The sequence below is a fragment of the Microbulbifer maximicatervae (SeqCode) genome, assembly GCF_052468155.1.
On record NZ_CP174335.1, the window covers coordinates 1,675,269 to 1,694,513 of the forward strand.

Sequence of the window (19,245 nt, forward strand, 5' to 3'; positions counted from 1 at the left end):
CGCAGGGAGCCGGGTGCAAGATTGAAGAGATCAGGGGTAGATGTCGATAGGGATTGGCGTCTTCACCAGAGCCCAGATTTCGTCCATTTCGCGATTGGAGGCCACGGCGATACAGCCATCGGTCCAGTTGGTGCGGCGCAGGTGTTTTTCCATATAGGACCACTGGGGCTTGATACCGTGGATCATAATGTCACCGCCGGGACTGACCCCCATTTTGGCTGCCCGTGCACGGTCCTGCTTGTTGGGATAGGACACGTGGATTGAACGGTAAAAACGGCTGTTGGGATTCTTCCAGTCCAGTGTGTAGCGGCCTTCAGGGGTGCGCTCGTCCCCCTGGCGAACCTTGTGTCCCCTGGGGTTATCGCCAAAAGACACGGTATAGCTTTTCACGACACGGCCGTCCCGTATCAGCTGCATGAGTTTCTTGGACTTATAAACTACGACGTGGTCAACGGGATCAACTTTCGCTGAAGCAAAGATTGGCACCAGCAGGAGCAGGGCAAAGGTCAGGTATCGCATGGTCTTTAAGCAGTTCGGGTAGTTGTCGGTTATTTCGCAATGACACCGCATCCCTGCTGTCTGTCCCCTTTAAAAGGGGGTTATTGTGTGAGCGCAACCCCGTGCCTTCTTATCGATGTACGGCCTGATTTGTTCAAAATTTGCGCTACCGGGTTAATTTATCACCATCTGAGTGGCGTGAAAAGTCACGTTATGAAAAAAGTTAACTTTTATTGGAGGAGGGGGTTAGGCCTTGGCAAAAACCTATTTTATCGCCGGTACTGACACCGAGGTCGGCAAGACATATGTGAGCGCCGCACTGCTATCGGCAGCGGCGGAGGCAGGCTTGCAAACGGCGGCAGTGAAGCCTGTGGCATCTGGATGTGAGCACACGGATGATGGCCTGCGCAATGAAGATGCCCTTTTGCTCCAGGAAGCGATGACTCTGAAGCTGCCTTACCAGCAAGTAAACCCCTTTGCCCTGGAGCCCGCTATTGCTCCGCATATAGCGGCCGCAGAGGTGGGTAAGCAGTTAAATGTTGCGCGGATGGCTGGCGTCTGTCGGGGAGTGATGTCTGCAGGGGCCGACCTGGTTTTGATCGAAGGTGCTGGTGGCTGGCGCACCCCGTTGGGCCCAAGAAGCTTTCTGTCCCAGTTGCCCCGGGAACTAAACCTACCGGTCATACTCGTGGTGGGCATGCAACTTGGCTGTATCAACCATGCATTACTCTCAGTAGAGGCAATCCGCCGTGATGGGCTTCCGTTAGTGGGTTGGGTAGCCAACTTTGTACGTGGTGAGGGTATGGCTCGCGCAGAGGAGAATCTGCATACCCTTAAGGCTCTACTGCCGGCTCCTCTTCTAGGCTCTCTTCCATTCGATAGCGCCGCGAACTATCGCAATGCTGCCCAGTACCTGGATATCGATGGGTTAATTGCCCAAGCCGATCACTGATGGGGCGGTAGGATAAGGAGAAGGCGCAAAATGCTGTCCTTACAAGGTGATATTACTAGGCCTGATTATATCTGATTTAAAAAGCTAGTTCGTAGGGCGATATCATTTTCCAGAAGTTGGGCGATATTTCGTGTGTCATCGATACCGGAATGCAGTCGCCCACTAAATGTAAGCCCCGATAGTTTAATAGCCTTGGCTAGGTTGACGCGGTGTCCTTTATTGTCAGCGAATATTTGCTTCACATTAATGTGAGGCAGGTACTGTAAGGGGTTTGCTATTTCCTTTCTGCCTGTTTCCATGCGCAATTGCCATGCATCAAAATTTCCCCAGCTGCCCCATGCGGCTAATTCATAGTTGGAAAGCCAATCTTTGAATTTATCCAGTACCCCGGGTAACAACGAGGCCTTATCAACCTGCTCCTGAGTAATACCCGTTAATTCGGTACAAAATAGTGTCAATTTCCTGTGAAGAAAGGGTTTTACGTATAGCTGCCTTTCATCTAATTGAACAAAAGCTTTTTGTGTCAAACTTCCCACTATCGCACCCAACTCTATGGTTTCGGCTTCTTCTGGAGGGAGGGGCGGCTCGTTATCACAAGTACATTCGAGATCAACCAAAAGGATACAGGTTTGATTCTTCATCGTTAATTGAGAAGCTTTTTGCAAGAATATTCATGACAATGTTTAATTTATAGTCTATGTAGTTATTCGGATAAAGCTGGCGTGATTTTCTCTAATTTTTCATTATTTCCTAACTCGGTTATTGCAGTTATTGGATTTGCGTTATTGATTTATTAAAGGGGGAAACAAAACGCGCACCAAAAATTTGTATCGTCCAGCAGTAAAAAGTAGATGGATATATTCTTATGGGGATATCTCTTTGATTGGGGTTGGGAAATTGACTACGAATGAGCATACAAATGGCTGGCAACCACCGATTCTTGAAGATCCCAGCAGATACTTGAAACTAGCAAATAATTCTTGGTTTAACTTGCTGGTAGATTTGCAAGACATACTTACTCGAGAGACAGCAATGTTCTGGCGAGGCCAGGGAATTGGAACCGTTCACTTACCTGTTACGACTGGTAGTATTTCGAGCCCAGTTGGGCTGGGCAGTGATTCAATTCCTGTGAGTATTCAATTAAATGGTCAGGAAACATATCTAGCCGACTCCATGCAGTTTCAGCTTGAGTTGTGTTGTCGAATGAAGCCTCGGGGCGCTTATTATCTAATGCCGTCATTTCGTGGGGAGGACTGGGACGCTACACATCTCTGTCAGTTTATGCACAGCGAGGTAGAAATTAGTGGCGACTTGGATGAGGCTATGTCTTTGGCTGAAGGATATATCCGTGTGCTTTGCGAAGCGATACTTAGGGAGCAAGCTGAGTCAATTACACGAGCAATCGGCAGCTTAAGTCACTTAGAGTCAGTGGCAAACGGAGATTTAACTTTTAATTCTGTTACTTTTGATGAAGCCGCCAAGCTTCTTCAGGACAAGCCGGAGTTTATCGATAAAACGGATTACGGGCGAAATCTTACTAGAGCGGGAGAGCGAGAGCTTATCAGAACTATTGGCCCCTTTGTTTGGGTTACCAAGTGGGACCATGGAATTGTTCCTTTTTATCAAGCCATGGATAAAAACGGCTATAGCGCATTAAATAGTGATCTCTTATTTGGATGTGGCGAAGTGGTTGGTTGTGGTGAGAGACATGTTGACGATCTGGCCGTTCTCACAGCTATGAAGGTACATGGGGTAAATCCAGAATCCTATAAGTGGTATACGAATATGAAGCGGGTTTACCCATTGAGAACGGCTGGATTTGGCATGGGTGTTGAGCGATTTTTGATGTGGGTGCTCCAACACGATGATATTCGGGATCTCCAGATATTACCTCGTAGAAATGGATTTGAATTGTCACCATGAGTTCTTTCGATAGGGACCCTTCAAGTTACAATATTTCTAATCAGGTAAGAATTAGCTCACTGGGATTAGCTGAAGATAGAGTACCTCAGCACTTACACCCCATACTTTCATTTATCAATTCATGGGCAAATCAACAAGATGCACCAGTGACTATAACTATAGGTGGAAGCATCGCATCTGGTGAAGCCGATGCTTTTAGTGATTTGGATATCACGGCAGTCTATGAGTCGACTAATCCACTCAATAGGGCCAGAGCTGAATTTGAGCAGATGTTCACCCGGTATTTTAATATTTGCGTGACATTCTCTGCTGTGCATGCGGGAATCCCAAATTTACTTGTTTTCTATACTCGACAAGATGACTGGATTGTAAAGTTAGATATAAGTTTTTTGTATTGTGCAGATCCTCCCTGCTGTATCCAAGAACCATTCATCGTCTTGCGTAAAGATATTCCTATCAACCAAAACACCATGCCTGATACGAAACCAATGTCAGTGCAGGAGATTATTCCTCGTTATTGTGGATGGCTTTGGTATACATTTGCAAAAATTAAAAGAGGTGAGAGTTTGGCTGCTTGTGACTCTCTCGCCTTTACACGTAAACATGCCATTATCCCACTTATTCAACAGGCTACAGGTGTTAAATTACAGGGGGATCGGCGATTAGAGCAGCGATTGCCGACCGACTGGGTAGAACAACTTCATAACACTCACCCTCGTACTTTGAAGCCTGAGGATCTTTATTTGAGTCAAGCTAGCCTTCATCAAATTTTCCTGCGGGCGGTTAATGAAATAGGAAAGTCTGATTTGTTACTAGAGGAGCAAAAATATAATCAGCTTATTGATGTGTTACGACGGCAGGGGCTAACCATTGACTGGCCTGAATAATGATGCAATGTCGGTAAACTTTGGGCGCTCTGGGCATAAGCCCAGAGAAACAATGTTCGAAATGAAAAGTTCACGCTATCAATATGAATAACAGGTTTTATCCTAAGTTAATACCGGGAAAGGCGATAGCAATATATTCACCCTCTTCAAATGTAGCAAGTAAATATCCTGACCGATTAATTCGGAGCGTCAAAGCCTTGGAGCGAACCTTGAATACAAAGGTTGTACTGCCGGAGCAGGTGTGCTTTTCAAGAGGGTTTACGGCAGGGGCTGCATTGGAGCGGGCTCAGGCGTTTGAGAGTTTATTACTTGATCAATCGATTGCGGGAATCATGTGTTCAATTGGAGGATTCAACTCAGCTGAAATATTAGAACACTTGAATCGAGATATTGTTTGCCGATACCCCAAAGTGTTAATTGGCAACAGCGATGCGACAGCCTTGATTTTAGGTATTTTTAGTTTGAGTGGATGGACTACTTATTTTGGCCCCACGCTGTTACCTCAGTTTGGCGAATACCCTCAGCCTTTTGCTTTTACGATCGAGAACCTTTTTTCTGCCATTGGTAATAATGAGACCTTGACAGAGCTAAGAGATCCTGCTGCATGGACTCGTGAATTTACGGACTGGGGTGAAAGTCCGCGACGGCGCCGTTTGATGGGAAAAGACAGTCACCGAATAGTTTATCGAGAAGGGCTGGGTGAGGGGATATTGTTTGGAGGGAATATAGAGACGCTAAATATGCTTGTGGGTACGCCATATCTTAATATCCCCTCAGATATTATTTTTTTCTGGGAGGCCCATGCTGAAGAAGCGCGACTAGAGAGGGTTCGTCGTGCTCTTACCCATCTGCGTCAATCAGGGATACTCTCTCACGTTAGAGGTATGCTTATTGGACGATCTCCATATTGCACTGATATTGCCGGCGTCACGCTAAAAGATACGGTTCTTGAGGCTTGTGCAGATTTCGACTTTCCAATAGTGGCGAATCTAAGCTTTGGGCATACAGATCCCATGTTGACTTTACCAATCGGCGTTTTGGCTAATGTTTGTGTAATGAAAGGTAGTGAGGCTCGTATCACAATTGTCTAACTTACTTTTGTCAAAACAGGGATGCCCATGCGGTTATTGCTTGAGTACCCCGGGGGAGAGGTCGCAATTTATTGTCTGTCAAAATGATGTTGCGACCGCACTAATACCGATACGTCCGAGAATTAGGGGGAATGTGGTGGTGGTGCCTCACGCCTATCATACGGATTTTTCCACATTCAATCAGAGTGAGTTCCGCGATCTATTTAAGTGTGTCAGGGAGTCTACTTTTGCAGTAGAAAACCTCTATGATCCGGATGGTACCAATGTCTGGTGTGATTGGGGGGGAATTACGGGGCGATCCTATCTTCACTTAGTTTGGGAGATTGTCCCCAGGAGTGACAGGAAAGCGGGTAGAAAATATCGCTATACGGATATTTTTTCGTGTCCGCAATGGAGTTCGCCGGAGAGGGCGAAGGAAGCTGCACGTCTACGCGGTGCTCTCAATTTCTCGAAATAACCCCTATTATAAAACGATCATAACTTGTATTGAGTTTGCTGTGCCTTATACGTTTCGAGTTCGAAGGCCGTGCCCGCTATGTACACTGATGCATTCGAGTGTTCCGCTGGTAAAGGAGATGAAGCACGCTTGCCTGGCGGTAAATCCGAGGCAGCGCAGTAAAGGCGCATTGTTAGTAATCCCTTCTTTGCACACGAATCATTTTACCGCTTGTGACTCGGTAGTTTTATCAGATGTCAGCAATTTGATCCTAACGGGTGTTGATATTCTGCGAGAGGCATTTCAGCCAGATGGTATTCATACATTCTGCAATTCCGGAGTGTCCGCAGGCCAGTCTGAAGATCACATGCATGTGCAAATCATCCCGCGATATGCAGATGAGCCCTATTCATTTGTACCCAGTGATGAGATTCCACTATTAGCTGAGGATAAGTTAGCCGAACTCGTCAGCGTTCTACTGCGAAGGAGCGCCAATGTAGACTAGCAGCAGTTTTTTCAGCCGGCTCCAGTGAGCGGTACTGCACCCATTTAACAGATTGTTCCCACTCTTTAGAACTGAGTGCTTGTCAGGTTCCTCGAGGCCCGAGACTGTTGACATTGGGACGCTTCGGCCCTAGATTCAAACGAGCGTTTGAAACACTTGAATGAGGACCGGGAGCATGGCCGACTATAAGGCGCCACTAAGGGAGATGAACTTCCTACTTCACGAGGTATTTGCTGCGGAAAAACTCTGGGCGGAATTGCCCGGGTTGGCTGGAGCGGTAGATCGTGAGACCGCAGATGCGATTCTCGAAGAGATGGCCAAGCTGGCTGCCAACACCCTGGATCCGATCAATCGCACTGGCGACGAAGAGGGCTGCCAGTGGAATGATGGTGTGGTGACCACGCCGAAAGGCTTTAAAGAAGCCTATGCCACCTTCTGTGAAGGTGGTTGGGGTGGACTGCTGGGCAATCCGGAATACGGCGGCATGGGTATGCCGAAAATGCTGGGCGCTCAGGTTGAGGAGATGATCAATGCTTCAAATATCTCTTTTGCACTCTACCCGGTTCTGACTAACGGCGCCTGCTTGGCAATTGATGCCCACGCCAGTGATGAGCTGAAAGAAAAATACCTGCCCAAGATGTATGAAGGCACCTGGGCTGGTGCCATGGGCCTTACCGAGCCTCACGCCGGTACAGACCTGGGTATTATCCGCACCAAGGCTGAGCCCCGTGGCGATGGCAGCTTTAGCATCAGCGGCAGCAAGATCTTTATTACCGGCGGTGACCAGGATCTATCCGAAAATATTATCCACCTGGTATTGGCAAAATTGCCGGACGCGCCCAAGGGGCCGAGAGGCATTTCGCTGTTCCTGGTGCCCAAATACAAGGTGAACGAAGACAACAGCATCGGCGAGCACAACGATGTGAACTGTGGCTCGATCGAGCACAAAATGGGTATCAAGGCCTCCGCTACCTGTGCGATGAACTTCGACGGCGCCCAAGGCTGGCTGGTCGGCGAGGAGAACAAAGGACTCGCGGCCATGTTTACCATGATGAACTACGAGCGCCTGGGTGTTGGTATCCAGGGCCTCGGCGCCTCAGATCGCTCCTATCAAAATGCTGTTGAATACGCTCGCGACCGTATCCAAAGCCGTTCTCCAGCGGGCGCCAAGCAGCCGGAGAAAGCCGCAGACCCCATCATTGTGCACCCGGATGTGCGCCGTATGCTGCTCACCCAAAAAGCTTTGGTGAACGGCGGCCGCGCTCTGTCCACATACGTGGCCAAGTGGTTGGATATTTCCAAGTTCGGCGAGGGTGAAGAGAAAAAGAACGCGGAGAATATGGTTGCCTTGCTGACCCCGGTAGCCAAAGCCTTTACTACCGATATGGGATTGGATTGCACCATCCTCGGTCAGCAGGTCTTCGGTGGCCACGGTTATATCCGCGAATGGGGCCAGGAACAGTTGGTGCGCGATGTGCGTATTACCCAGATCTATGAAGGAACCAATGGTATCCAGGCTCTGGATCTGGTGGGTCGCAAGACTGTAGCTACCGGCGGTGCTCTGTTCGAGTTGTTTGCTGCAGATGTACAGGGCTTTATCGATGCCCAGATTGATCGCGAGGAAATGGCCGAGTTTATCCAGCCGCTTATCGCTGAGATGCAACGCCTGCGTGAAGCAACTGAGAATATGGTTGCCGCCACTCAGCAAGACCCCCACGCACCGGGTGCGGCTTCTGTAGAGTACCTGCACCTGTTCGGCTACGTCGCTTACGCCTTTATGTGGGCGAAAATTGTGTCTGCGGCGCTGCCGAAAGCGGAAGCGGATAGCTTCTACAACGGCCAGATAAAGACAGCGCGCTTCTACTTCGCTCGCCTGTTGCCGCGCACCCAGGCATTGGCCGGCAGTGTCAATGCAGGCAGCGCTAGCTTGATGGACTTGGAGGAAGAGCTGTTCTAACAGCCCCCAAAGAAAGTGTTAAAAAGCCCCGCATCGCGGGGCTTTTTTGTGGAGCTGTAGAAAGCTTTCTCCTAAACTCAGGGCACAAAAATAACGAGCGAAAGTGCCCATGTTAGATCCCTCCGAAAAGAAACTCTCCGATGAAGACCAAGCCAAGGTCGATAAATACCTGCAGTCCGGCATCAACAGTGTCGAACGCAAGCCTTTCCGCCCCTGGGTACTGTTACTCGGCTTGTTAGCGTTATTGACCTTGCTATCGTTGCTGAGCCTGTATATCGCCCAGACAAAAGGTATCGTTTAGCGCGGCGTGGAGCTTCCCAAGTGCTGGAGTAGCTGCCATTCATCACCGGAAACTGGCTGGATAGACAGGCGCCCCTGTTTTACCAGCACCATCTCAGCCAATTGGGGGATGCCTTTGATTTCTGCGAGGGGCACCGGCCGTTGGAACTCACTTCGCCAGCGAATATCGACGCAGTACCAGCGCGGTTTATCCTCGCTGGCCTTGGGGTCAAAGTACTTGCTTTCCGAGTCGAACTGGGCCGGATCGGGGTAGGCAGAGCGAACCACTTCAGCGGTGCCCACAACTGCCGGCACCTTACAGGCACTGTGATAAAACAGCACGCCATCTCCTTCCTTCACCTTATCGCGCAAAAAATTGCGTGCCTGGTAATTGCGGATACCATCCCAGCGACCGCAACCGCTGGATTCGGCAGCGAGGTCCTGGAGGCTGTATTCATCGGGCTCAGATTTAAATAACCAGTAGGTCATGCGGCAGTTTGTCTCTTTGCTGCGCCGGTTGGTGTTTCGCCGGCTTTCGACGCCATTTAGTATGAAGCTGCCGATTAGTGTCAAATCGGCGCATAGATTTTTACCCAATAAGCGGGAGATTATGGGAAGCAAAACACTTCAGTGGCTCTCACAGAAGCTGGCCAGTCGTCGTTCACAGTACTGGGCCCTGCAGCTCTCTGGTTGGGGGGGATATACGCTGTTGACCTTTGTAGGCAGTTTTTTCTGGGTGAATGACCACTGGGTTCACTCTGGCTACATCATAGTTGCCACTACTGCGGGGGTTATTCTCAGCGAGAGCATGCGTTTGGGTTTTCACCGCCTGTGGAGCAAGCCTCCAGCAATGCGATTGCTAGGCTCTTTACTGCTGGTGGTCATGGCGGCGGTGATTTGGGCAGCAATAAAATTCACCGGCTCCCTGTGGCTTTATGGTCACGATGGTGATGAGCACCCGGCACTCCTGGCTATCTACTGGTTCACCTATTCATTTCTGATTCTGATGACCTGGGCGGCGCTCTATTACGGCATCAAGTATTACCGCTCCTCTCAGGCCCAGCAGGAGAAGGCGCTGCGGGCGGAATCAATGGCGCACCAGGCTCAATTAAAAATGCTGCGCTACCAGTTAAACCCGCACTTCCTGTTTAATACGCTCAACGCAATTTCTACTTTGATCCTCGATAATGACGGGCGCACGGCCAACAATATGGTGACGCGCCTGTCCCAATTCTTGCGCCACTCCCTGGATAATGATCCTATGCAGAAGGTCACCCTGGCGAAGGAAGTTGAGGCGCTGATGTTGTACCTGGACATTGAAAAGGTGCGCTTCGCCGATCGCTTAGGGGTGAATTTGGATTTGCAGGGAGAGTCCCCCCAGGCCTTGGTGCCGAGCCTTCTGTTGCAACCGCTGGTTGAAAACGCGATCAAATATGGGATTTCACAGCTGGAGTGGGGCGGTGAGATTGGCATCAAGTCACGGGTTTTCGCCGGCGAATTGTTGTTGGAGGTCAGCGATAACGGTCCCGGCATGTCGGAAGAGGAGCTGCGCCTGATTGGCAAAGGCTACGGAGTGGGTATTCGCAATACCTGTGAGCGCCTTAAGGCCCTTTATGGCGATGACCAGAGAGTGCGTTTCCGCAACCGCCCAGAAGGGGGCTTGTCGGTAAATATTCGTATTCCCTTTGAACAGGAATAAAGAGATGAGTGGAGTAGAGACCCTGAGGGCGATCGTTGTCGATGATGAACCCCTGGCTCGTCGCGGATTGCGGCTGCGCCTGGAGCAGATGGCTGATATCGAGGTAGTTGCAGAGAGCGGCAATGGTCGCGATGCGCTGGAGAAAATACTGGAGCTGAAGCCCGATGTAGCATTTGTGGATATCCAGATGCCCGGCGTAAACGGTTTGCAACTGGTTCAGTTGATTCCGGTGGACTCTCTACCTCATGTAGTTTTTGTCACGGCCTACGACCAGTATGCGGTAGAGGCTTTTGAAATCAATGCGGTGGACTACGTATTAAAACCCATCGAAGAAGAGCGCTTGGAGTTGGCTCTTACCCGAGTCAGGGAACAGAGAGCCAACGCTGATATCGCTAACCAACGAGAGCAATTACTCGAAGCTGTTGCCGATTTGACCAAGGAATCCCCTGATGTGCTGGAGCAGAAGCTGGTTAGCGGGCAATTTGCCGGCAGTGCCTATCCGGACAAAATTGCAGTGAAAGATGCGGGCAAAATAACTTTGGTGCCCTCCAGTGAAATCGACTGGATCGATGCTGCCGGTGATTATATGTGTGTGCACGCTCGGGGTGAGACCCATGTGATGCGTATCACCATGAAAGAACTGGAGCAGCAGTTGGACCCGAAACTTTTCCAGCGCATACATCGTTCGACTATCGTCAATTTAAGCCGGGTAAGGGAAATACGTGCCCATATTAATGGCGAATACCATCTGGTATTAGATAGCGGCGAGTGTTTAAAAATGAGCCGCAGCTATAAAAATAAAGTCCAGCACTTCCTCTGATCTATAAATTTTTTATGGCTCTCAGGTGAGGCAGCAAAGCAGATGGGTTTTCCACTGTAACGCTGCCTCTTAAGGCATGGATTTCATTTTGTGAATTTTTATTTTCTTTCCGGCGAATAAACGGGCTCTTCATGGCCTGATCGAATTTTCCTGGCAACTAGTCGCAACTGCCTTGTAAGGAATTCATATTCCGCTAGCCTTCAATCCCAATAAAAAACTGGGGCTGAAGTAATGGCATTAACACGCGCCGCGTTAAAAAATCCCGCTGCTGCGGGGGTCGCTGTGGTTATGGCTGTTCTGCTTGGAGCTTTCCTCGCCAGCCAGCTGCCGGTTCAACTTTTCCCCGATATCGACAATCCTCGCATTGCTATCCAGGCGGGCTGGAGAGCGGCCGCACCGAAAGAGGTGGAGGCGGAAATTGTCGAGCCGATCGAATCCGTATTACAGGGCCTCACCGGTCTGGAAATGATGCAAGTCAACGCCGGTCGCGGTGGCGCCTGGGCAAATCTGGAATTTGCCATGGGCACCGATATGAACAAGGTGCTGATTGATGTTATCAGTCGTATGAGCAGTCTGCCGCCATTGCCCCGGGATGCGGAGCCACCCCGAGTAATGCTGGGTGGCTGGGGTGGCGATGCCACAGCGCTGACCTATTTCTTTCTGCAAAAATTACCTGATAACCAGAATAACCTGGATGACTACGCTGGCCTGATCGAAGATGTACTGCGCCCGGAGTTGGAGTCGGTGCCCGGGGTTGCCAGTGTCCAGGCCCAGTCTGGGAGTGCGGCACAGGAAGAGTTGCAGATTATTTTTGATCCCTGGAAAGCAGCTGAACTGGGAGTAGAGCTGCCTACAGTGAGTCGGCAGCTGGCGTCGGCCAGGGATGTCTCCGGCGGATTTACCGACGTGGGGCGGCGTCGCTATACCCTGCGCTTTGTCGGCGAGTATGAACCCAAAGACTTATCCGAATTAGTGTTGGAATGGCGCAATGGACAGCCGGTGCGCCTGGGCGATATTGCTGAGGTCAAGGTGGGGCCTTCCGAATCCCGCGGTGTCACTACGCAAAATGGCAACTCAGCAGTTTCCCTCCGTATTAACCGCACCAACAATGCCAATATGCTGGCTACTTTGGAGCGGGTTAAGCAAAAAGTCGCTGAGCTGAATGAAACTAAATTGAAAGCTGAGCAGCTTGTACTGGTGCAATCATTTGATGCATCAGTATTTGTTTATCGGGCTTTAAATCTGCTCGGCGGTAATATGATTTTAGGTATCGTATTAGCTGTCGGAGTGCTCTGGTGGTTTATGCGACGCATGCGTGCGACCTTGATCGTTGCCGCAGCGATTCCAATTTCATTACTTTCGACCTTTGTGGTGCTGTCGGCCGCAGGCCGCAGTGTGAATGTAATTTCTCTGGCGGGACTGGCCTTTGCTACCGGTATGGTGCTCGATGCTGCGATAGTAGTGTTGGAAAATATTGTGCGCCTGAGAGAGAAAGGTCGGGGGGCAGAGGAGGCTGCGGAGCAGGGTGCAGGCCAGGTGTGGGGTGCACTGTTGGCCAGTACTGCGACAACCGTTGCGATATTCCTTCCTGTATTTTTCCTTAACAGTGTCGAAGGGCAGGTCTTCGGTGACCTGGCACTGACTATTGCTGTGGCTGTGGTGTTTTCCCTGTTGGTTGCGGTGGCTGTGGTTCCCCTGGCTGCGCGTCTGTGGCTACCCACTATCTCTACTGAAGACCGTCTCTCCCGAGTGTGGGAAAAAATAACTTCGCGGGTAATGGCTTTGACGAGTACCAGGACCCGCCGTTGGCAGGTGATCGGGGGGCTTTTATTAATGCCCATGGTTGCGACTTATTTATTCTTACCAAACCTGGATTATTTACCGCCGGTAAAAAGAGATGCAGTTGATGTGTGGATGAATTTCCCCGCATCCACTAATACCAAAACTTTAGAAACAGAAATCGTCAACGAGTTGGATAAGCGCATGGCACCCTACATGAGTGGTGAGCGCGAACCAGCCCTGAAGAACTACTACGTGATCACTTGGCCCAATGGCGGCACTATGGGAGTGCGGGTTAAGGATATGGATCAAGCCAAGGAGATGGAGAGAATCCTGCGGGAAGAAATCCTGGTGGATATTCCTGATTTCCAGGGATTCGCTGCGCGGGGTAATCTGTTTGGCCAATTCGGTGGTGACCGAAACATTGCTTTACATCTGCAATCCCGTGATGCCGAAGCATTGATGCGTGCGGCTGCCCTTGGGGTTGAGGTTGTTGAAGAGGTGATGCCGGGAACGCCGGTGCAGACCAACCCAGGCTTATCTTTATCAGAACCTGAATTGACAGTGCGCCCCAATGATCGCGCAATGCTGGAGCAGGGTTGGAATCGCCAGGATATGGGCGGACTGGTTCGAACGCTGGGCAATGGTCTCTATGTCGGCGAGTATTTTGACGGTGAAAAGCGCCTGGATATTATTTTTAAAGCGCAGCCCTGGAGTACTCCCGAACAACTGCAAAATACGCCGTTGGTAACGCCCCGTGGGGAAGTGGTGCCGCTCAGTCAGCTGGCCAGTGTGGAGCGGACTGTGGGGCCGGGCAGTTTGCGCCGGGTCGATGGTCGGCGCACCATTACACTGAATATAGTACCGCCGGAAGATGTGTCCCTCGAAGAGGTGCGCGCACAGCTGGAGGCGGATGTATTGCCGAAGATTCGCGAAGCTCTGCCCGCTGACGGGAGTATTTTGGTGGGAGGAAATGCCAGTGACCTGGATAAGGCGTTGGCCTCGCTTTCCAAGAATTTCCTGTTAGCGCTGCTAATTTTATTCCTGCTGATGAGCGCACTGTTCCGCTCCTTGCGGGATGCCTCTCTGGTACTGCTCACCGTGCCCTTGGCGACAGTGGGCGGCGTGTTGGCGCTACAAATTTTAAACTTGATCGATTTCCAACCACTGGATCTGCTCACCATGATTGGCTTTGTGATACTGCTAGGACTGGTGGTGAATAATGCTATTTTGCTGGTACACCAGACGCGAGCGGCAGAAATGGCGGGTAGCACTCGGGTCGACGCTGTAGAGCAGGCCTTGCGCCTGCGTTTGCGCCCTATTTTTATGAGTACCCTGACCAGTGTATTTGGCATGTTGCCACTGTTGGTTGCTCCCGGTGAGGGCAGTGTTATTTACCGCGGCCTGGCCGCAGTGATTGTGGGCGGCATGGCAGTGAGCACGCTCTTTACCCTGGTTTTATTGCCGGCATTACTGCAAACCGGCAGCCTGCCACTACCCAAATTTACGGCTATGCGCGAAAGGTTTGCCCTGAGGAGTTCACAATGAAGAAATTGCTCGCAGGAATCGTTTTATCTCTGGGTGCCAATGGCGTATGGGCGCAGGGCGATCCTATTGCGGTATTGGTGGATCGGGCCCAAGTTCGGGAAATTGCTCCGAGCCAGTGGTCTGCCGGTGAGGTGGTTAGCCGACGAGATATCCTGGTTTCTTCTGAACTGGATGGTGTGTTGGAATTTGTCGCTGAACCCGGCAGCTTTATTAAAAAGGGTGAGCGCCTGGCCGAGTTGGACAGTACTCATTGGCGATTACAGCTGCGCAACAGTGACAGTCGTATCGCACAATTGCGTGCGCGGTTGACTTATATGGATGCTCAGTTAAATCGACTGAGTAAGTTGGCGGCAACCAATAGTACCTCCCGAGCTGCACTGGAAGAGCAGCAGGCTGAGCGCGAGGCAATGGCTCAGGACCTGATTGCAGCTCAAATTGAGCGCGACCGACGGGCCTATGAATTATCTAAAACAGCCATTGATGCACCCTTTGATACTTTAGTGGTGAGCCGCGAATTACAGGCGGGAGAATATGTGCGCACCGGTTCGGAATTACTGCGAGCCCTGGATATGTCACAGATGGAAGTGGAGGCGGATATTCCCTTGACGGCTCTGCCGCTGATTCGCATCGGTGACACAGTGGCGCTACGCAGTGATTCTGTCTCTCTGCCGGGAGAGGCACGGGTGGATGATCAATTATTTAGCGGCCGGGTACGTCAATTTGTGCCTGTGGCAAGCGATCGCTCCCGGCGAGTTAAGCTGATGGTAACTTTGCCACAGAGTGCGCCGGAGCAGTGGGACTGGATTGTCGGTATGCCGGTACAGGTCTCTGTGCCCATTGCGCAGGCGCAGGCCACCATGTCTGTGCCAAGGGATGCCTTGGTTTTAAGAAATGGCGATACCTTCGTATATCGAGTGGGCGAGGAGGATAAGGCTGAGCGATTATCTGTGCGTATCGGCAGTGGCGATGGTGAATGGGTGTCGGTAAGCGGTGATCTCACCAAGGGCGATCGTGTGATAGTGCGTGGTGCTGAGCGCTTGCAGCCTGGACAGGAAGTTAAAGTGCTGTCGGAAGTGGTGCGAGATAAAGAGCCATTACAGGCGGGCAGTGGCTAATTCCTGATTTTCCCTGAAGGCCTTCTGATCAAATACAGGGTGACTCGCTGCTTGTGATCGCCCTGGCCCTCCTAATCTTTCGCCAAGCAATGATGTTCCCTCCCCATCCAAACTATTTGTGGGTATATTGACTAAATAATAATCATTCTCATTGACTGGCGTATATTTCTTCAAATATCATCCGCTCCGTTTATGGTGCCCCTGCACCGTTCACTGATTTGGAATGAGGTTTTAGCCGATGAAAATTAACGGCTTAATGAAGAAAAAAGCGCTGTCAGCCTGGATTGCTGCCGCCGTGCTCGCCCCGCTGGGAAGTTCTGCTTGGTCTGCTGAAAGCGAAACTGCTGAAACCATGGAAGAAGTCAGTGTCTACGGAGAGCAGGAGGAGACCAGTACCGCCTCTCGCCTAAGCCTTTCTGTTTACGATACTCCGCAAACGGTAACAACTATATCCCAAGCTCAAATCCAGGACTTTGCCCTACAGGATATTAATGAGCTGCTGAAATATACCCCTGGGGTAACCGTAGAGAACGTAGAGACGGATCGTACTTATTACACCGCTCGTGGCTTTGATATTGTGAACTTCCAATACGATGGTATCGGTGTTCCCTTTTCCTCTGGTTTATCCCATGGGCATCAAGACACAGCGATATTTGATCAGGTTGAAGTGGTGAAGGGCGCAGCAGCTCTGACCACAGGTCTGGCTAACCCCTCCGCGACGGTTAACTTTATCCGCAAGCGTCCAACAGAAGAGTTCAAGGCGGGTGTAGATCTGGTTGTCGGTGAAGAGGGACGTTTGCGCACCCAGGGAGATATCTCAGGTTCTATCAGCGATAACGTCCGAGGCCGGTTGGTGGTTGCAGAGGATCAGGCTGACTCTTATCTTGACCGCTACGAAACTGACGGCAGTGTCTACTACGGTATTGTGGAAGCAGATTTGACTGACTCCACCACCCTGACCTTAGGCCGCAGCCAAAATCGCAGTGAAACCGATGGCAGCATGTCCGGTGCCCTGCCACTTTACTACACCGATGGCAGCGCTACCGATTACGATGTTTCCACAAGTACGGCACCAGACTGGGCTTTCCGCAATGTAGACAGAACCCAGACTTTTGTTGAACTGAAGCAGGATCTTTCCGCAAACTGGTCCGTCACTGCATTACTGACCCAGAATGAAATCGATATGGATGTCGAGGAGATGTATGTCTACGGTACTCCAGACAGAGAGACTGAACTGGGTTTATATGGATATGCATTTGGCTACAAGTTGGATGAAAAGCAGAAGATTGCGGATGTATTCCTGTCAGGAACCTACAATTTGTTTGGCCGCGATCACGAATTGGTGGTGGGTGCCAACTATGCAGATATCGAACTAACCGGCCAATCTTTCTACAGCTACTCCGACGGCTATCCGGTTCTTGGCAGTGACTGGGCTAATGGCACAACGGCGCGGCCTGACTTTGTCGATACCGATGCTTATTACACTGGCCACTACGACGATCAAGAGCACAAGTCTTTATACTTTGCTACTCGCCTGAACGTTACTGATAGCCTGTCCCTGTTGGCCGGTGCGCGCAAAATGGAAGTGGAACAATCCGGCTACAGTTATGGCGTTGATGCTGACACTTCGGCGGATGAAACTGTTCCTTATGTGGGGGCCACTTTTGACCTGAACGATAGTTTCTCCCTCTATGGTAGCTTTACCGAAGTCTTTACTCCGCAGTCTTGGGTTAGCCCTGAATTTACACCGCTAGGTGTCGCAGAGGGAGATAGTTCCGAAGTCGGGGTTAAATATTCACTTGCAGGCGGACAGGCAACAGGCAGCTTTGGACTGTTCGAATCCAACCTGAATAATCTTGGCGAGTATGCTGGGACTGTTGATGGTGTAAATACCTATAATGGGCTCGATTACTCCACTAAAGGTGCTGAGCTGGAATTAATCGGTTCTATTACTGAGAACTTCAATATCAGCTTTGGTTTCACTCATTTAAGTGAAGTGGTGGGTGATGACGGTGAGGATGTCCGCACTTATATTCCGCGCAACACCCTGAAGGTGGCCGTGGCTTACGATTTACCTCAAGTTCAAGGCTTGAAGTTCGGCGGCGGTATCAATTGGCAGGATGATATTTACATTGAGCCTGTCGAGGGTGTTCGTGTAGAGCAGGATAGCTATGCGTTGCTTAGCGCCTTTGCCAAGTACGATATTTCTGATGCTTTAACGGTTGGCCTCAATATTGATAACCTGACCAACGAGAAATATATCAACAGCCTCTATTGGACCCAGGGCTATTACGGCGCTCCGCGTCAGGCACAGTTGAGTGTGAGCTGGCGCTACTAAGGCGCCTAGTTAACTCCGTTGCAGTTTAACCCGGTACTTGTGCCGGGTTTTCTGTTTTTTAGTTTTAGGTAAATGTTATGCGTCAAACCCTGGTTCTTTTACATCGTTACCTGGGGCTTGCTACTGCGGTCTTCCTGATAGTCACCGGGCTAACCGGCGCTATTATCTCCTGGGATCACGAACTGGATGAGTGGCTCAATCCCCACTTATATAAAACTACTTCCAGTGGCGAACCCTTAGCCTCTATCGAGTTGGCAGAACGGCTTGAAGAGTCCTTGCCGCAAGTCCAAATATCCTATTTTGAATTAGTACAGGAGCCTGGGCATACCCAGTATTTCTGGGTAGAGCCTCGAATTGACCCCGCTACCGGTCAATTCTTTGCGGTGGATTACAACCAGGTATTTGTCGATCCGACCAGTGGGGAAATTGTTGGTAAGCGCGAATGGGGACGTGTCTGGCCGATAACAACTGAAACACTGATGTCGTTTTTGTACAAGCTGCATTACAGTTTTCATATTCCTGAATTTTGGGGCACTGACCACTGGGGAATTTGGCTGCTGGGCGTTATTGCACTGGTATGGACAGTCGATTGCTTTGTGGGGCTAGCGGTGACTTTACCTCGCCGCAAGAAATCCACTCGAAAGCCATCTCGGACTTGGTGGCAGCGCTGGAAGCCCGCATGGATGATTAAGGCCGGCGCTGGGCGTGCCAGGCTCACATTTGATTTACATCGTGCGTTCAGTCTGTGGACCTGGGCGCTGCTGCTGACAATTGCATTTACGGCCTTCTCACTGAATCTCTATCGAGAAGTGTTTTTTCCCCTGATGTCGCTGGTATCAGATGTGACTCCGTCGCCCTTGGAAGAGCGCACACCTAACGATCACAGCAATCCAATTACCCCGGCGTTGTCTTTTCGGGATATAGCCGCGATTGGAGAAAACCAAGCTGCGCAGATTGGCTGGCAGCAACCGTTGAATTCCCTGTGGTATGCCCGGGAGTGGGGGATATATCGAGCTGAATTTTTTGATGCCAGCGCAGGGCATGGTGCCGGGGGGGTTGGTCACAAGGCTCTATTTTTTGATGGCCACAGCGGCGAATATCTCGGAGACTTTATCCCCTGGGAAGGGACGGCAGCAGACTTATTTGTACAGGCGCAATTCCCAGTGCATTCCGGTAGGATCCTCGGTCTCCCTGGTCGCATACTGATTTCAATTATGGGGGTGGTGATTGCGATGTTGAGTGTGACTGGAGTTTTAATCTGGTTACGTAAACGTCGTGTGGCAGTCAGTAGTCGGATGGATAGCAGGTCTCCCTTGCCGAGTACAGCTGTATAATTCTATTGGTTAGACCAGTGGTAATTGGAGCAATTTAATGGCGCTCTAGTTACCGCTTGGGATAGCCTTGGGGATGACTTGTTC

The 19,245-nt window shown here is 50.5% G+C and carries 17 protein-coding genes; 14 read left to right on the plus strand and 3 right to left on the minus strand.

Annotated elements, in window-relative coordinates; genetic code table 11:
- Window positions 1-30: 30 nt before the first annotated feature.
- The gene (locus ACJJIY_RS07105) at window positions 31-519 is read right to left on the minus strand and encodes a L,D-transpeptidase family protein (RefSeq protein ID WP_445359356.1); all 489 of its coding nucleotides are present in this window, start codon (window positions 517-519) and stop codon (window positions 31-33) included.
- A gap of 232 nt (window positions 520-751) precedes the next feature.
- Between ACJJIY_RS07105 and bioD the strand changes: the two genes are divergently transcribed.
- Entirely contained in the window at window positions 752-1,450 is a 699-nt protein-coding gene (gene bioD, locus ACJJIY_RS07110) for a dethiobiotin synthase (RefSeq protein WP_445359357.1), read from the plus strand.
- Between the two features lie 65 nt (window positions 1,451-1,515).
- On the opposite strand, the gene ACJJIY_RS07115 is transcribed toward bioD, so the two are convergent.
- Complete coding sequence (locus ACJJIY_RS07115; protein WP_445359358.1) at window positions 1,516-2,115, minus strand: 3'-5' exonuclease; 600 nt, start codon at window positions 2,113-2,115, stop codon at window positions 1,516-1,518.
- Between the two features lie 337 nt (window positions 2,116-2,452).
- Between ACJJIY_RS07115 and ACJJIY_RS07120 the strand changes: the two genes are divergently transcribed.
- The 7 genes from ACJJIY_RS07120 (at window position 2,453) to ACJJIY_RS07150 (ending at window position 8,550) form a co-directional block, all read left to right on the plus strand.
- The gene (locus ACJJIY_RS07120; RefSeq protein WP_445359653.1) at window positions 2,453-3,373 is read left to right on the plus strand and encodes an amino acid--tRNA ligase-related protein; all 921 of its coding nucleotides are present in this window, start codon (window positions 2,453-2,455) and stop codon (window positions 3,371-3,373) included.
- Window positions 3,370-4,260, plus strand: a complete 891-nt coding sequence (locus tag ACJJIY_RS07125; RefSeq protein WP_445359359.1) for a hypothetical protein — start codon at window positions 3,370-3,372, stop codon at window positions 4,258-4,260. The genes ACJJIY_RS07120 and ACJJIY_RS07125 overlap by 4 nt, the downstream gene beginning before the upstream one ends.
- An 83-nt stretch (window positions 4,261-4,343) precedes the next feature.
- On the plus strand, window positions 4,344-5,351 hold the full coding sequence (locus tag ACJJIY_RS07130; RefSeq protein WP_445359360.1) for a S66 family peptidase: 1,008 nt from the start codon (window positions 4,344-4,346) through the stop codon (window positions 5,349-5,351).
- Entirely contained in the window at window positions 5,326-5,808 is a 483-nt protein-coding gene (locus ACJJIY_RS07135) for an HIT domain-containing protein (RefSeq protein ID WP_444934753.1), read from the plus strand. The genes ACJJIY_RS07130 and ACJJIY_RS07135 overlap by 26 nt, the downstream gene beginning before the upstream one ends.
- 118 nt (window positions 5,809-5,926) lie before the next feature.
- Complete coding sequence (locus tag ACJJIY_RS07140) at window positions 5,927-6,292, plus strand: HIT family protein (protein ID WP_444934754.1); 366 nt, start codon at window positions 5,927-5,929, stop codon at window positions 6,290-6,292.
- A gap of 175 nt (window positions 6,293-6,467) precedes the next feature.
- On the plus strand, window positions 6,468-8,249 hold the full coding sequence (locus ACJJIY_RS07145) for an acyl-CoA dehydrogenase C-terminal domain-containing protein (RefSeq protein ID WP_444892657.1): 1,782 nt from the start codon (window positions 6,468-6,470) through the stop codon (window positions 8,247-8,249).
- 109 nt (window positions 8,250-8,358) lie between these two features.
- Window positions 8,359-8,550: a DUF3094 family protein gene (locus tag ACJJIY_RS07150; protein WP_413664201.1), complete on the plus strand. Its 192-nt coding sequence runs from the start codon at window positions 8,359-8,361 to the stop codon at window positions 8,548-8,550.
- Here ACJJIY_RS07150 and ACJJIY_RS07155 read toward each other — a convergent pair.
- Window positions 8,547-9,017: an EVE domain-containing protein gene (locus tag ACJJIY_RS07155; protein ID WP_444895355.1), complete on the minus strand. Its 471-nt coding sequence runs from the start codon at window positions 9,015-9,017 to the stop codon at window positions 8,547-8,549. The two genes, ACJJIY_RS07150 and ACJJIY_RS07155, sit on opposite strands and share 4 nt — an antisense overlap.
- Before the next feature lie 121 nt (window positions 9,018-9,138).
- On the opposite strand from ACJJIY_RS07155, the gene ACJJIY_RS07160 reads away from it, so the two are divergent.
- The 6 genes from ACJJIY_RS07160 to ACJJIY_RS07185 all read left to right on the plus strand — a co-directional run bounded on the left by ACJJIY_RS07160 (window position 9,139) and on the right by ACJJIY_RS07185 (window position 19,161).
- Complete coding sequence (locus ACJJIY_RS07160) at window positions 9,139-10,227, plus strand: sensor histidine kinase (RefSeq protein ID WP_444895354.1); 1,089 nt, start codon at window positions 9,139-9,141, stop codon at window positions 10,225-10,227.
- A 4-nt stretch (window positions 10,228-10,231) separates the two neighbouring features.
- Window positions 10,232-11,047, plus strand: coding sequence for a LytR/AlgR family response regulator transcription factor (locus ACJJIY_RS07165; protein ID WP_444895353.1), 816 nt, complete (start codon window positions 10,232-10,234; stop codon window positions 11,045-11,047).
- Between the two features lie 231 nt (window positions 11,048-11,278).
- Window positions 11,279-14,374: an efflux RND transporter permease subunit gene (locus ACJJIY_RS07170; protein ID WP_445359361.1), complete on the plus strand. Its 3,096-nt coding sequence runs from the start codon at window positions 11,279-11,281 to the stop codon at window positions 14,372-14,374.
- On the plus strand, window positions 14,371-15,489 hold the full coding sequence (locus tag ACJJIY_RS07175; RefSeq protein ID WP_445359362.1) for an efflux RND transporter periplasmic adaptor subunit: 1,119 nt from the start codon (window positions 14,371-14,373) through the stop codon (window positions 15,487-15,489). The genes ACJJIY_RS07170 and ACJJIY_RS07175 overlap by 4 nt, the downstream gene beginning before the upstream one ends.
- Before the next feature lie 238 nt (window positions 15,490-15,727).
- A complete protein-coding gene (locus ACJJIY_RS07180) occupies window positions 15,728-17,827 on the plus strand; it encodes a TonB-dependent siderophore receptor (protein WP_445359363.1) in 2,100 nt (699 codons plus the stop codon).
- A 77-nt stretch (window positions 17,828-17,904) separates the two neighbouring features.
- On the plus strand, window positions 17,905-19,161 hold the full coding sequence (locus ACJJIY_RS07185) for a PepSY-associated TM helix domain-containing protein (protein WP_445359364.1): 1,257 nt from the start codon (window positions 17,905-17,907) through the stop codon (window positions 19,159-19,161).
- Window positions 19,162-19,245 lie beyond the last annotated feature (84 nt).

Coding starts and splice junctions, on each gene's coding strand:
- ACJJIY_RS07165 (WP_444895353.1), top strand. CDS start 10,232: ATGAGTGGAGTAGAGACCCTGAGGGCGATCGTTGTCGATGATGAACCC.
- ACJJIY_RS07155 (WP_444895355.1), bottom strand. CDS start 9,017: ATGACCTACTGGTTATTTAAATCTGAGCCCGATGAATACAGCCTCCAG.
- ACJJIY_RS07130 (WP_445359360.1), top strand. CDS start 4,344: ATGAATAACAGGTTTTATCCTAAGTTAATACCGGGAAAGGCGATAGCA.
- ACJJIY_RS07185 (WP_445359364.1), top strand. CDS start 17,905: ATGCGTCAAACCCTGGTTCTTTTACATCGTTACCTGGGGCTTGCTACT.
- ACJJIY_RS07160 (WP_444895354.1), top strand. CDS start 9,139: ATGGGAAGCAAAACACTTCAGTGGCTCTCACAGAAGCTGGCCAGTCGT.
- ACJJIY_RS07125 (WP_445359359.1), top strand. CDS start 3,370: ATGAGTTCTTTCGATAGGGACCCTTCAAGTTACAATATTTCTAATCAG.
- ACJJIY_RS07150 (WP_413664201.1), top strand. CDS start 8,359: ATGTTAGATCCCTCCGAAAAGAAACTCTCCGATGAAGACCAAGCCAAG.
- ACJJIY_RS07145 (WP_444892657.1), top strand. CDS start 6,468: ATGGCCGACTATAAGGCGCCACTAAGGGAGATGAACTTCCTACTTCAC.
- ACJJIY_RS07175 (WP_445359362.1), top strand. CDS start 14,371: ATGAAGAAATTGCTCGCAGGAATCGTTTTATCTCTGGGTGCCAATGGC.
- ACJJIY_RS07105 (WP_445359356.1), bottom strand. CDS start 519: ATGCGATACCTGACCTTTGCCCTGCTCCTGCTGGTGCCAATCTTTGCT.
- ACJJIY_RS07140 (WP_444934754.1), top strand. CDS start 5,927: ATGAAGCACGCTTGCCTGGCGGTAAATCCGAGGCAGCGCAGTAAAGGC.
- ACJJIY_RS07180 (WP_445359363.1), top strand. CDS start 15,728: ATGAAAATTAACGGCTTAATGAAGAAAAAAGCGCTGTCAGCCTGGATT.
- ACJJIY_RS07170 (WP_445359361.1), top strand. CDS start 11,279: ATGGCATTAACACGCGCCGCGTTAAAAAATCCCGCTGCTGCGGGGGTC.